The organism is uncultured Hymenobacter sp. (assembly GCF_964242765.1).
Classification (GTDB): Bacteria; Bacteroidota; Bacteroidia; order Cytophagales; family Hymenobacteraceae; genus Hymenobacter.
Genome location: NZ_CAXTBM010000035.1, coordinates 1 through 13,248, shown reverse-complemented (window position 1 = coordinate 13,248; position 13,248 = coordinate 1). Strand labels below are relative to the sequence as shown.

Genomic DNA, 13,248 nt, shown 5'->3' with positions numbered 1-13,248 from the left:
AATTGAAACCCCGAAAGCTGCTTCCTTGAAATGAGGCAGCATAAACCACTTTTCTCACGTACTCTTAAAAGCCCGACAGCAATTCCTTAGGGAGCAAGCCTTCTTCCCAACTCAGGACTGGTTTGGGCCGACTCTTAAGGGCGCTATTTTTCTTTAAACCAACCTCTATGAATTCCGAGCAAACCAACTACGGCTTGTCGATTAGTCAGGAAGAACTGAACGTCCCGGAACCATTTGTCAACCCCCTGCCCCGCGCCGTGCTGCGCTTCAATACCCACGTGCTGCTCGACGGCGACTGGCGCTTTGCGCTTGATGCCGAAGACGCGGGCCTGCGTGACGGTTGGCACCTCGGCCACTACTACGAACACCGGGCTCAGTGGCCGGGCTCGGTGGAAGAGCACATGGCCCAGGCCCACGGCCAGCACGAACCCGCTACCTGGCACGACAGCGTAGTAGCGTGGTATGAGCGTGAGTTTCCGATGCCGGAAATGGCCGAGTCGCTTAACCGCTCGATGCTGCAACTTACTTTCGGCGCCTGTGGCTACGAAACCAGGGTGTGGCTGAACGGGCGTTTGCTGCGCACTATTGAAGGCGAGGAAATTCATTACGGTGAGTACACGTCGTTTTCCTACGAATTGCAAGCCGAATTCTTACGCCCCGTTAACCGCCTGACCGTACGCGTGGCCGATACGCTGGACGCCGAAACGCCGCGCGGCAAGCAAGAGTCGCACGTGTACAAACGTGGTGGTATTTGGTACCAAACCTCCACCGGAGCCGTGCGCAGCATCTGGTTGGAAATGGTGGAACGCAACCGCCTTCGCTCCCGGGTGAGCGTGGTGAGCGTGGTAGAAGACCAACTGGTACGCTTCACCCTCACACCCCGCATCCACGACCCAGGCAACTACATACTGCGCTTAGAAGTATTTGAGCGCAACGCCCAATCGGAGAAAGGGCCCCTGGCCACTTCTGATTTTCCGCTGCGGCTCGAAGCCGGGCAACGACAGCAACGCGTGGTAATGGAAGTGCCCAATGCCCGCCTTTGGTCGCCTGAATCGCCCAACCTCTACCGCCTGGTAGCCAAGCTCATCGACCAAGACGGCTATGTGGCCCAAATTGAAACCTACTTCGGGCTGCGCAAAATTGAGGCGCGGGGCCGCTACGTGTACCTCAACAACGAGCCAACCTACTTGGACGGCATTCTGTATCAGCCCGGTACGGCCACGTACTCCGAAATTCGGCGGCATATGTACGCCATGAAAGAACTGGGCTGCAACTTGGTACGCGTGCATATTGCGGGCGTCGATCCGCGCATCTACAACTTAGCTGATGAGTTGGGGCTACTGCTCTGGATAGAAGTGCCAAGTCCGCACAGTTCCACCGCTCGCAGCCGCGAAAACCACCAAGCCGAACTGCTGCGCATGCTCACGCTGATTGGCACGCACCCCGCCGTCGTCATCTGGAGCCTATACAACGAGGACTGGGGTGCTCAGGACATTGCCACCAATCCCGAAACGCGGCGCTACATCGTGGAGATGTACCACTTCATGCAACTGGCGCATCCACAGTTTCTGGTGGTTGATAACGACGGTTGGCACCACATTTCCTACGAGGGCCGTTTGAAATCCGACTTGCTTACGGCTCACCTTTATACGCCCGACTTGCGCCGCTGGCAAGAGTTGCTCGACCGATTGGTGCAGGGCGAGTTGGAAGGCACCGCCGCTTTTCCCCTCGTCGTCGGCGACCCATTCTTCTACCGCAAGCAAGTGCCCCTGCTAGTGAGTGAGTGGGGCGGTTTCGGCTTCTCCGACTACGGCGGCCCGAAAGACGCCGAGACCCGCACCGAAGACATCCGCCTGTTCAAGCAAGAGCTCCGTGCCCGTCCTATTGCCGGCGACGTCTATACCCAAGCTACCAACATCGAAGACGAGCGTAACGGCCTTATCGATCCTCATACCGGCGCTTTGTCAGTGCCGCCAGGGTTGCTAAACTCGCGCAGTCCTAGCCAAGCCGGACAACCAACGCCCGCAAAATAACTTGCCTTCGCTTTGAAGGTTCATTCTACCACATACAAAATACCGCTCCGTAACTACTTGCGAAGCGGTATTTTGTATGTGGCACCCTCAACTCTTACTTTCAGTAATTGACTGCTAACGGTAGCCCAACCCTTAGTGCATCCGGTCGTCGCGGACGGGTAGGTTGGTTACGATTTCGCCTTCCAGCTTAAGCAGTTCCTGGAGGCGCATTTCCACCTCTTTCGAGTCGCAGTATTCTTTGGCTAGGTCGACGTAACTCACAAAATGACCGGCTTCGGACACCATAAGCTCGTAGTAGAATTTGCTGAGTTCGGGGTCAGGAATGTGTTTCCAGAGCAGCTTGAACCTTTCGCAGCTGCGGGCTTCAATGAGGGCCGATACCAAAAGTTGATCCATAAGTTGTCGCTCGCGGGGGCCACCTTTGCGCACGTGCGTTAGCAGTTGCACCACGTACTCGTCGCGGCGAGGACGGCCGAGTTGGTAGCCGCGCTTGCGCAACTCCAGCAGCACCCGCTCGAAATGGCTCCACTCCTCGGCCACCAAGTCGGTCAACTCATCCACCAGCCGGGTTTTCTCGGGATAATGAATGATCATACTGATGCCCGTACTAGCCGCTTTTTGCTCGCACCAAGCGTGATCAACGAGAATATCCTCGATGTTCTTGCTGGCAATATCCACCCACCGTGGGTCGGTATTGAGCTTGAGCTTAAGGATGGTCTTTTCTTTATCCTGAGATTCCATGTAAGTGATGCGTAAATCCTACTGAGAGTGCTAGGCGCCTTTCCGGCCTTGTTAACTAAGCCACTCAAGATAGCTGCTGTGAAGCTTAGCACAGGAGCTTGCTACAGTAGATGGGAAGCTTGAAAGACAGCAGCCCGTACCTAATTAGTCGAAAAATTGCCACCGGATACCAAGCTCAAACCGCCGGGGTAAGCTGGTGTAGTAGGGTGTCACAAAATAACCGTCGCGCAGCAGCCCTTGATTTATATAGGCCATCTTAAGGAAGACGGCCACCGTGCGGATGTCGCCGGTTACAAACACATCCGCCACGGCGAAATTAGCAGCGTTGAAGTGGTTTTGCAGAAAGAATTGCTGCGTACTAGGGCTGTAGTCATAAGGCTGCCAGCTTGATTGATAATACACTTCTGCGCCAATTTGTCCGAACAGGGCCTTCCTAAACAGATAGCCCTGATAGTACACCTTGCTGTTGGTGATGAGGTCGGGAATTCGAATTTCATCTACCTGCCCACCCCTGGTTACGTGCACTTGGTTGTCGAAGAACAAGTTACCCACGTTGAAACGGTGGCGCAACGAACCGGTAAGCAGTTGCCGGGCCGTACCTACTTGCGCGGGCTCACCAAACTCGTCGTAATACACAAGATCGGTGATATTTATAATAGCGGCTGACGCTTCCACTCGGTGTCGCCCCAATGTCTGGTCGAGGCGTGCTGTGAGCTGCTGGACATTCGTGTTCTCGAGCTCGAGACCGTCGCTATAATCGAACTGCCTTTGATCGAAATTTCTACCCCATCGATAGTGGTTGCCGCTAAACTGCTGCTGCGTAAGCGTTGGGGAATAGCTGGTAATAAGTGCCTCCCCAGTTAGCGGTCCGAGGCGAGCCCGCCCACTTGCCCAGTACTCGCCGAGTGCAGCCTCCCCGGTTGGTAAAGCGTACTCTCCGGCGGTTTCAATAGCAAATATCTTGTAACGAAAGTTGGCCGTGCCCCCCAAGAATAGATCGGTGCCATTTTCTGTTCCGGCGGAAGAGGAGATACCCGGGTCGCCGACGCGCCGACGTGTGATATAGGAAGTTCCCCGGTGACGACCATACAGGCGGTACTCCACGGCCTCACTGCGGCCCAACACGCCTACCGTGTTTTCCACCTGCTGCAACTCGGCCCGGTCGTCGGTGGCAGTGCGGCTCAGCAGCGCCACCGGAAAGAAATCTATGTCGTTGGTGTTGGAAGGGCTATTTACTGTAAAAACATCCTGAAACCGATTCATCTGCCGCCGCCAATCCGCGATGTGATAGGCCGTCAGGCCACGGCCAATCAGCCGGTACGTGTGAACAAAGCGGAGGCCGTCGCGGTGCTCGGTATTGGAAGCCTGAAACAAACGAGGAACTTCATTTCCGTAACTAAACAAATTCCCTGGAACAGTGTCCGCCGGAATTGTTACGCTCCCGTTTACTCTCTCGCCCTGCGGCTGAATACCACCTTGCTCTACTGATCGATGGCGCACATTGCTGTAATTGAACAGCGCATGGTAACGTTCGTCGGTGCTTTGAAAACGGGCAAAAAACAGGAAGTTGGTATGCTCAACTAACCCCGAACGCGAATTGGTAGCGTACAATTTATTGGCCGCGAAACGCTCATAAGCCAAACCGGCGCTGGCGTTCTTGCTGATACTCCGCGTGTACGACAACTCGAACACCTGCTCGCCGTTGCCGCCTTGAATAAAGCGAAAGAACGTGTAGGGCGACTTGGTATCGTAGTACGGAATAGTGGCCGGGTCGCGGGCGTACCGGTCGAAAACGTTGCGACCCAGGCGCGTGCCGAGCTGCGTGTTGGTGCGCCACAGCAGGGGCCGGGCGGCCGTGCCTACGTGGCCCAGATCCTGATGGAAAGTACTGTCGTGATACCAGCTGCGGGCCGAGGGGAAGTTGATGAGGGTTGTATCAATGATGCGCCCTTCTGTTCGGTCACGCAGCACGTCGTCTTCCCGGATGATGCGGGTGGTCCGAGCCCCGTACAGCACCCTCGAGGAATCGTCGAGTATCTGGGCCTGCGCCGTAGGTATGGTACTTGCCAACAAGAGCAGCACGGACAGCAAAGCCGCCCAGTAGCGCCGAAACCAGGCTATAAAAACCGTGAATTGGCGCAGCGGCCAGCAAACTGAAAAGGTGGAGAGCAAGTGGTCAGACAACAGCTTGGGGCTGAATAGCGGCTGGAAGTAGCTGGCGCAGGCGGTTCGCCCCGTCGGCCAGAAACTCCACGGCAATTGGAATGTAGAAAACGGACAGACCTACCATTTCCGTATGCAGCACGGGGTCGAGCAAACGAGTGGCATCTTTCTGCGTTGTAAAAATACGGCGCCCAGACCCGGAATACGCCTTCAATGCCGCAATTTCCTGGGTTGTAAAAACGTGGTGGTCGCCAAATTCGGCGTGGTGCACGATGTGGTAGCCAACTGCCAGCAGATAATCCCGCAACGGGCCCGGCTGCGCAATACCCGTCAACAGCACAATTTCCGAAGAGTAAGGCGTGCCAACAACTTCATTCAACTCGGTTAACGGTACCGGCGCCCCGTATGCATAGGTACTAAACAAGACGGGTATACCGGGCTGGCTGTAGCGGCGGATGCGTTGCTCTATGGCCAGTTGCTGGGCTGCCGTTAAGGTGGATTCGCACTTCGTAACTATCACCACATCCGCCCGGACCGCTCCAACACGGCTTTCACGCAGGCGCCCCGCTGGCAACACCATATCATTGTAGAAAGGCCGCTGCTGCTCGGTAAGCAGCACGCTAAAGTCGGGGCGTACCCGGCGGTGCTGATAGGCATCATCGAGAACCACGACACTGATAAGCGGTTGTTGCTGAAGCAGTTCGTGCAAACCTGCCTGCCGGTCTTCGCACACCGCCACGGGCACCTGCTCCCGAAAGTGCTGGAATTGCTGCAACGACTCGTCGCCGAGCGTGGCGGCCGTTTCGGCGGCGCTGGCGAGGCGGAAGCCGCGGGTGCGGCGGCCGTAGCCGCGGCTCAGAATAGCGGGCTGCTGGCCTTGGCGGCGCATTTCCTGCACCAGCCAGGCGACGTGCGGCGTTTTGCCGGTGCCCCCGACCCGCAAGTTGCCCACGCCAACAACGGGCACCACGCCGAACCGCGCCGACGCTTTCCAACCTTTGTCGTACAGCCAGTTGCGCACAGCCATAATGCCGGCGTACAGCCAGGCAGCAGGCAAGAGCAACAAGGAGAGCAGACCAAGCATGCCGGCAAAGTTAGCGGACCAAACCCATCAGGTATGCGTACCAGGCAGGTTGACTGTTAAATTTCATCTATGCTTTCCTTCGCCGACCGGCTACTGCACTTCCTCTCCACTTTCCCGGCGCCGCCCACTCTGCCCGACGAGGTACAGGCGTACAATCCGTACCAGGATTCCACAGTAGCCAGTCTAATGACACAGTTCGGCCAGAAATATTATGCTGACCAACGCCCCCGTGTGGCTTTGCTTGGTATCAATCCAGGTCGTTTTGGCGCTGGCCGTACGGGCGTGGCCTTCACCGATCCGGCCACGCTGGCGGGGGCGTGCGGCATTCCGAACGAGTTGCCGCAGCACCCGGAGCTAAGTAGCCAGTTCGTATATCGAGTGGTGGCGGCATTGGGCGGCCCCGCCGCTTTTTATCAAGATTTCTACCTGGGTTCTCTTTACCCGCTGGTGTTGCTGCGCCACGGCAAGAACTACAACTACTACGACTCCTCCGCTTTAACTACGGCGCTGGAACCTGCTATTCGTGTTTCCTTACAACGACAGGTTGACGAGCTAGGGCTGGTGCGCACAGCAGCCGTCTGCCTAGGCCGCCGCAATGGCTTGCTGTTTGAAAAGCTGAACAAGGAACTAGGCTTGTTCAACGAAATTCACGTACTCGACCACCCGCGCTACCTTATGCAGTACAAGTGCCGTGAGTTGCCGCTCCACGTGGCGCGCTATGCAGAAGTGTTAGGATCTGTTGTTAGCTCCTGATACCTATACTGTTACTGTGCCCCTCGCATTTCCCACTAAACGTTCAGAGCCAGAATATATGCCTACCGTCCAAGACCTAGCCCGTGTGCTTGAAGCCGCTGCTCCCCTGGCCTATCAGGAATCGTATGATAACGCGGGCCTGCAATGTGGTGACCCGCAAATGGAAGTACGAGGTGTACTCATTGCCCTCGACTGCACTCCGGCGGTAGTAGATGAGGCCCTGCGCCGAGGCTGCAACGTGGTAGTTGCGCATCATCCCCTCATCTTCCGGCCCCTCAAACGCCTTACCGGCGCCAACGAAGTCGAGCAGACACTCCTGAAAGCCATCAAAAACGATGTTGCACTCTACGCCGCGCACACCAACCTAGACAACGTCCGCCACGGCGTGAACCGCAAGCTGGCCGAGAAGTTAGGCCTTGTCAACGTGCGCATCCTCGACCCTAAAGCCGGCCTGCTCGCCAAACTTGTTACCTACGTGCCGGCCACGCACACCGAAACCGTCCTGACAGCTCTCTACGCCGCCGGCGCCGGTCAGGTCGGCGATTATTCGGCGTGTAGCTTCCGGATGGCAGGCACCGGCACCTTCACGCCCGGCGCCGACACCACTCCTTACCAGGGAGAAGTTGGATTGCCTGAAACCACACCCGAGGAGCGCGTGGAAGTACTGCTGCCCTTGCACTTGCAAAGCACCGCGCTACGGGCTTTGCGGCAGGCGCATCCGTACGAGGAAGTAGCCTACGAAATTATCAAGCTGGAAAACAGCAATCAGGAAGTTGGCTCCGGCATGGTCGGCGAGTTGCCGACGGCGCTGAGTGCGCAGGAATTTCGCGCCCAATTGAAAAAGGCGCTGCTGGTGCCGGTAATCAAGCATACTTCCTTCGAAAAATCCATAAAAACAGTGGCTTTGTGCGGAGGTGCCGGCAGTTTCCTGATTGGCAAAGCCCGCGCGGCCGGCGCCGATGCCTACGTGACCGGCGACTTGAAGTATCACGAGTACTTTCAAGCCGAGAAACAATTGATGCTCTGCGACGTAGGCCATTTTGAGAGCGAACAATTCACCGGCGAGATATTTCAGGATTTGCTTGCCTCAACCTTTGGTAGTACTTTTGCGCTCTTCATTGCCGAGACCCATACCAACCCCGTCCATTATGACTTCTAATACCGTCGCTACTGCCCCGGCCGATGTACCCGTTGCCAGCAAGCTAGAAGCCCTGCTTAACCTGCAACGCATTGACTCGCAGCTCGACGAAATCCGGCGCGTGCGTGGCGACTTGCCCGAAGAAGTGCGCGACCTGGAAGACGAAATTGCTGGCTACGAGGTGCGCGTAAGCAAGTTCGATGAGGAAATTGCTTCCCTTAACGACCAGATCAAGCAGCGCAAGCAGAACGCCAAAGACGCCGAAGGTCTTATCAAGCGCTACGAAGACCAGCAGCAAAACGTCCGCAACAACCGTGAGTACGAGGCTATTGCCAAAGAAATCGAATTGCAGAAGCTGGAAATTCAGATCTCGGACAAGAAGATCAAAGAAGCTCAGTACCAAATCGAGTTGAAAAACTCCGATATCGCAGGCACTAAGCAGCGGTTGGACGAGCGGAAGAAAGACCTTACCAACAAAAGAACTGAGTTGGATGTCATCGTAGGGGAAAGCGAAGCCGACGAGAAAAAGCTGATGGACGAGCGCTCCAAAGCCACGCAACCCGTAGAAGAGCGCCTGCTAACCGCTTACACCCGTATCCGTGGCAACGTACGCAACGGCCTAGCCGTGGTAACGGTAAAGCGCGATGCTTGCGGCGGCTGCTTCAACACGGTCCCCCCCCAGCGCCAAGCCGACATCATTTCGCACAAGAAAATCATCGTGTGCGAACACTGCGGCCGGGTACTAGCCGATGTAGAAGCCCGCATTTCCTAAGCTTTAGATTTTCTAACTTAAAAAAGAACGGCCTGAGTGCCGTTCTTTTTTTGCTATGAAGTTTTCCGCTCAGGCACGCAAAAAGATTCGTAGAGGGGCGCAGAAGCTGCTAGTCTTGCTGACACTTATCTACAGACTCCTTGGCGAAACATTCTGCGCCCCTGTGCTGGTGCAGCGAGTATCACGCCAGCCCGAAGCTGCTGCTCAAAGCGCCCTCACTGCTCGACAAGCCCGTGCTTATGCAGAGGTGCTAAAAATGCGTGCTGAGGCGGCTCGCGCCCTGCTGCAGGAAACCCCACCTAACTCGGCTGGCACCTTACTGGTTCAAGACTGTCTTAGCATTACGGAACTGATGGTCGGCCAGGATGCCAGCCGCTATGCCGCTACTGTTGAGGCGCAAAACCAGCGACTGGAAGCGCTGGGAAAAACCAGAGAACCTGGAGCGCTACCGCAATATGCGCGGGCTGAAATTCAGTTGCATCAAGCGGCGGCGCAGGTGGCTTTTGGGCACGAAGTACAGGGAGCCTGGAACTTACGGCAAGCTTACCAGCAGATGCAAGCCACCGTGAAACGCTATCCAAAGTATCTGCCGGCTCGCAAAACATTGGGCATGATGCAGTTCTTTATCGGCTCGTTGCCGCAAGGCTACCGCTGGTTTTTGAAGCTGCTAGGTTTGCCTGGCAGCATCACAAGCGGGCTCAGCAATCTGCGCGCTGCTGCTCATCAGCCTAATGATTTCCAGACCGAAGCCCAGATCATTCTGGCTCTGATAGAAGAAACCTACTACAAAAAGCCTACCGAAGCCCTGCAACTCGTTGTTCGCCTACGTGAGCAGCAACCCGACAACCTACTGTTCAACTACCTGCTTATCAGCCTCAACAAAAAGCAGCATCGCACCGATGCGGCGTTGGCTGCTTACCGCGCCCACCCCACAGGAGTTGGCTACATACCGCTTCCCTATCTGCGCCACATGGCCGCCGACTTGCTACTTTATCAGGGTCAATATGCTGCCTCACGCCGCGAAAACGAGCTTTTTTTGAAAGAGTTTCGAGGTGCCCATTATCGCAAAGACGCGTATTTCAAGCTTTACCTCGCCGCCTGGCTCTCGAACGATGGGCGTGCAGCCGACCAATACCGCCAACAAATTGATGCGGGTGGCCGCACTATAGTAGAAGAAGACACTTACGCCCAACGCTTTTACGACGACCAGCAACCACTAAACCGCCAACTCACTCGCGCCCGCCTGCAAATTGACGGCGGCTACTACCGGGAGGCTCTCGCCACGCTGGTCAATTTTCGGACCACGGCTGCCACTTCCCTACGCGACCAACTAGAGGCACCTTACCGCCGCGCCCGCGCCTGGCAGGGCCTTGGCCAGCTGGATTCCGCCCGTTTGTTTTTCGCCCGCACCATCGCATTGGCGGGTACGGCTCCTTACTACTTTGCACCGCAGTCGGCCTTGCAGCTTGGTTACTTGTATCAGGCGGAAGGGCAAAACAATACGGCCAAGGCTTATTTTCAGAAAGCCCTGAGCTACCCCAAACACGAGTATAAAAACAGCACCGACACCAAAGCCAAGCTAGCCCTGGCCGAGTTAAAATGACTTGCCGTTTGCTGGAGCCCGCCTAGCCATTAACTAAGGCTTGGGCGCATTACGCTTCAAACTATAGGCCAGCCAACCGGGTTAATTTCCCAATCGGCAGATGTGCAACGCTGTTCGGCACTGTGCAACTTGCCCCCACCGCACGCGCTGCCTGCTCCTAGTATCTTCGCCCCGTGTTATCTGTTCCGCTCACCGACCTGCCCTTCGACTTTCGCGCCCGTGCTTTGCACTGGGGTAGCCAATTCATTTACTGCGCTTATTTTGAACCCAACGACTTAGCTTATCCTAGTGGCACTTTCGACCGCATTCTGGCTGTAGCTGCAACAGCCACCAACACGCCTGGCACGCTAACGGCGCTACGAGAATGGCTTGGCTCTGCCCCCGCTGCCGCCCCGGTTTGTGGCTTTGTCACCTATGACGTCAAAAATGAAGTTGAAGCCCTGAGCAGTGATAATTTCACGGAATTAGACTGGCCACAGCTGCATTTCTTTCGCCCGCAAGTTTGGTTGCACTGGCGCACAGACACGCTGGAGATTTATGGCGAGGAAATAGAAGGCGTGCTGGCTGCTATTTTAGCTGCGTCGGCGCCACCGTCAACGCCCGCCCAGGTGCCACCTTTACGTTCCCGGATGCCTAAAAGCGAGTATTTGAGGGCCGTAGCGGCCATTCGCGAAGACATACTGAATGGCGAGGTGTACGAGTTGAATCTGTGCCAGGAGTTTTACGCCGAGCAGGTACGGTTACACCCGGCAGCTATTTTTCTTGAACTCAACGAGACGTCTCCCACCCCTTTTGCCGGCTTCTACCGTTGGCACGACCACTACCTGCTCTGCGCCTCACCCGAACGGTTTCTGGCCCACCACCCCCCCACCCTCGTTTCCCAACCCATCAAGGGCACCATCCGGCGCGGCACTACGCCCACCGAAGACGAACAGCAACGCTTCACGCTGCTGCACGACGAAAAGGAGCGTGCCGAGAACCTGATGATCGTGGACTTGGTGCGCAACGACCTCGCCCGCGTTGCCAAAACCGGCACGGTGCGCGTGCCCGAGCTGTTCGGACTCTACCCTTTCCGCCACGTCTGGCAAATGATATCAACGGTACAAGCCGAGCTACAACCCGGAGTAGACCTAATCGATGTACTGCGCGCTACCTTCCCCATGGGCTCGATGACCGGCGCCCCAAAAATTCGAGCCATGCAACTGATCGAGCACTACGAGTACAGCCGCCGCGGCCTCTACAGTGGCAGCATCGGCTACGTGTGGCCCACGGGTGAGTTCGAGTTCAACGTGGTTATTCGCAGCCTGCAATACCGCGCCGACACCAACTACTTAAGCTTCCAAGTTGGTTCGGCCATCACCTACGATTCCGTACCGGAACGCGAATACGAGGAGTGCCTCCTCAAAGCCCAAGCAATGCTGGAAGTGCTAGGAGTAGCAAGTTTGTGAAGTTGTGGAATGGCGAATTTCAGGTTCAATCTGTGCCGTTTGCGCCAGTTAAACAGCAAACCCACTGTCTCACAATCTCATAAGTTCACCACCTCCTCTGTCTGCCATTCTGTCATTTTCACCCCAAAACAGCTACCTTTGCCGTTCTCCCGAACGTGAAGCTGACGCCGCGCCTCAACCCATGTCTCAACCGCTGATTACTTTAGATTTCCTCGATACCCTGCCTACTCCCACCCCGGACGCTACCACGCACGAGGATAGCCCGTCGGGTGCCGTGCGCGTGAGTCCGGCCACCGAAACGGGCCGCAAACGCAAGCTCTACATCGAGAGCTACGGTTGCCAAATGAATTTCTCGGATTCCGAAATCGTGTCCAGCATCTTGTTTGAGGAGGGCTTCGACACGACCGAGCAGCTAGAAGGTGCTGATTTGGTGTTGCTTAACACTTGTTCGATCCGTGAGAAGGCCGAGCAGACCGTGCGCATGCGCCTTTCGCAGATCAACGGCCATAAGAAGCGCAACCCGGGCCTGCTGGTGGGCGTGCTGGGCTGCATGGCCGAGCGCCTAAAAAGCAAATTCCTAGAAGAAGAAAAGCTAGTGGACTTGGTAGTTGGCCCCGATGCCTACCGCGACCTGCCACAACTTATTCAGCAGGTAGACGGCGGCCAAAAGGCCGTGAACGTGCTGCTTAGCCGCGAAGAAACCTACGCCGATATCACGCCGGTTCGCTTGAATTCCAACGGCATCACGGCTTTCATCAGCATCATGCGCGGCTGCGACAACATGTGCTCGTTCTGCGTGGTACCCTTCACCCGGGGCCGCGAGCGAAGCCGCGACGCGCACAGCATCATCCGCGAAGCACAGGACTTGGTGGCCGCTGGCTACAAGGAAGTTACGCTGCTCGGCCAGAACGTAGACTCCTACAAATGGGCTTCGGAAGATGGCACCGAACACGTCAACTTTGCGCAGCTCCTGGAGCGCGTGGCGCTGGTCAGCCCCGACCTGCGGGTACGCTTCTCCACCTCGCACCCCAAAGACATCACCGACGAGGTCCTGCACACCATAGCGCGCCACGACAACATCTGTAAGTATATCCACCTCCCGGCCCAAAGCGGTAATTCCCGCGTTCTGGCCCTCATGAACCGCACCTACGACCGGCCTTGGTACGAGGACCGGGTGCGGGCTATCCGTCGCATACTGGGCGAAGAATGCGCCATTTCCACCGACATGATTTCGGGCTTCTGCTCCGAGACCGAGGAAGAGCACCAAGACACGTTGAGCCTCATGGAGTTCGTGCACTACGACATGGCCTACATGTTCTTTTATTCCGAGCGCCCCGGCACGCTGGCTGCCCGCAAGCTGGATGATGACGTACCGCTGCTCGTGAAAAAGCGCCGGCTTCAGGAAGTAATCGACCTACAGCAGCAGCACAGCCGCCTGCGCAACCAGCTAGCCATTGGTAAAGTGCACCGCGTATTGGTTGAGAATTTCTCGAAACGCTCCGCTGAGCACCTT

General features: G+C 56.5%; 10 protein-coding genes. 7 read left to right on the top strand and 3 right to left on the bottom strand.

Features of this window, described 5'->3' with window-relative positions; translation table 11 throughout:
* The first annotated feature begins 167 nt into the window (after positions 1–167).
* Positions 168–2,033 carry a glycoside hydrolase family 2 protein gene (locus ACFE7X_RS15070; RefSeq protein ID WP_375436508.1) on the top strand — a complete coding sequence of 622 codons (1,866 nt, stop codon included), beginning with the start codon at positions 168–170 and terminating at the stop codon, positions 2,031–2,033.
* A 132-nt stretch (positions 2,034–2,165) separates the two neighbouring features.
* Here ACFE7X_RS15070 and ACFE7X_RS15065 read toward each other — a convergent pair whose 3' ends face one another.
* The 3 genes from ACFE7X_RS15065 to lpxK form a co-directional block, all read right to left on the bottom strand.
* Entirely contained in the window at positions 2,166–2,774 is a 609-nt protein-coding gene (locus tag ACFE7X_RS15065) for a tRNA-(ms[2]io[6]A)-hydroxylase (protein WP_375436507.1), read from the bottom strand.
* A 144-nt stretch (positions 2,775–2,918) separates the two neighbouring features.
* Complete coding sequence (locus ACFE7X_RS15060; protein WP_375436506.1) at positions 2,919–4,958, bottom strand: putative porin; 2,040 nt, start codon at positions 4,956–4,958, stop codon at positions 2,919–2,921.
* A complete protein-coding gene (gene lpxK, locus ACFE7X_RS15055) occupies positions 4,951–6,021 on the bottom strand; it encodes a tetraacyldisaccharide 4'-kinase (protein ID WP_375436505.1) in 1,071 nt (356 codons plus the stop codon). Before lpxK ends, ACFE7X_RS15060 begins: the two co-directional genes overlap by 8 nt.
* A 69-nt stretch (positions 6,022–6,090) precedes the next feature.
* Here lpxK and ACFE7X_RS15050 point away from each other — a divergent pair, with 69 nt between their 5' ends.
* From ACFE7X_RS15050 to miaB, 6 genes are all read left to right on the top strand, one after another.
* Positions 6,091–6,774 (top strand): uracil-DNA glycosylase family protein, encoded by a 684-nt coding sequence (locus tag ACFE7X_RS15050; RefSeq protein ID WP_375436504.1) that lies wholly within the window; start codon positions 6,091–6,093, stop codon positions 6,772–6,774.
* Positions 6,775–6,832: 58 nt separating this feature from the next.
* The gene (locus ACFE7X_RS15045; RefSeq protein WP_375436503.1) at positions 6,833–7,933 is read left to right on the top strand and encodes a Nif3-like dinuclear metal center hexameric protein; all 1,101 of its coding nucleotides are present in this window, start codon (positions 6,833–6,835) and stop codon (positions 7,931–7,933) included.
* Positions 7,923–8,684 (top strand): zinc ribbon domain-containing protein, encoded by a 762-nt coding sequence (locus tag ACFE7X_RS15040; protein ID WP_375436502.1) that lies wholly within the window; start codon positions 7,923–7,925, stop codon positions 8,682–8,684. Before ACFE7X_RS15045 ends, ACFE7X_RS15040 begins: the two co-directional genes overlap by 11 nt.
* Positions 8,685–8,739: 55 nt before the next feature.
* On the top strand, positions 8,740–10,287 hold the full coding sequence (locus ACFE7X_RS15035; protein ID WP_375436501.1) for a DUF3808 domain-containing protein: 1,548 nt from the start codon (positions 8,740–8,742) through the stop codon (positions 10,285–10,287).
* A gap of 173 nt (positions 10,288–10,460) precedes the next feature.
* Positions 10,461–11,735: an anthranilate synthase component I family protein gene (locus tag ACFE7X_RS15030; RefSeq protein WP_375436500.1), complete on the top strand. Its 1,275-nt coding sequence runs from the start codon at positions 10,461–10,463 to the stop codon at positions 11,733–11,735.
* Between the two features lie 181 nt (positions 11,736–11,916).
* Positions 11,917–13,248: tRNA (N6-isopentenyl adenosine(37)-C2)-methylthiotransferase MiaB (gene miaB / locus ACFE7X_RS15025; protein ID WP_375436499.1), on the top strand; the 1,332-nt coding region annotated here is incomplete at its 3' end.

Excerpts from the sequence above, each read along its gene's own strand:
- ACFE7X_RS15045 (WP_375436503.1), top strand. The coding sequence starts at position 6,833 with ATGCCTACCGTCCAAGACCTAGCCCGTGTGCTTGAAGCCGCTGCTCCC.
- ACFE7X_RS15065 (WP_375436507.1), bottom strand. The coding sequence starts at position 2,774 with ATGGAATCTCAGGATAAAGAAAAGACCATCCTTAAGCTCAAGCTCAAT.
- ACFE7X_RS15040 (WP_375436502.1), top strand. The coding sequence starts at position 7,923 with ATGACTTCTAATACCGTCGCTACTGCCCCGGCCGATGTACCCGTTGCC.
- ACFE7X_RS15070 (WP_375436508.1), top strand. The coding sequence starts at position 168 with ATGAATTCCGAGCAAACCAACTACGGCTTGTCGATTAGTCAGGAAGAA.
- lpxK (WP_375436505.1), bottom strand. The coding sequence starts at position 6,021 with ATGCTTGGTCTGCTCTCCTTGTTGCTCTTGCCTGCTGCCTGGCTGTAC.
- ACFE7X_RS15035 (WP_375436501.1), top strand. The coding sequence starts at position 8,740 with ATGAAGTTTTCCGCTCAGGCACGCAAAAAGATTCGTAGAGGGGCGCAG.
- ACFE7X_RS15050 (WP_375436504.1), top strand. The coding sequence starts at position 6,091 with ATGCTTTCCTTCGCCGACCGGCTACTGCACTTCCTCTCCACTTTCCCG.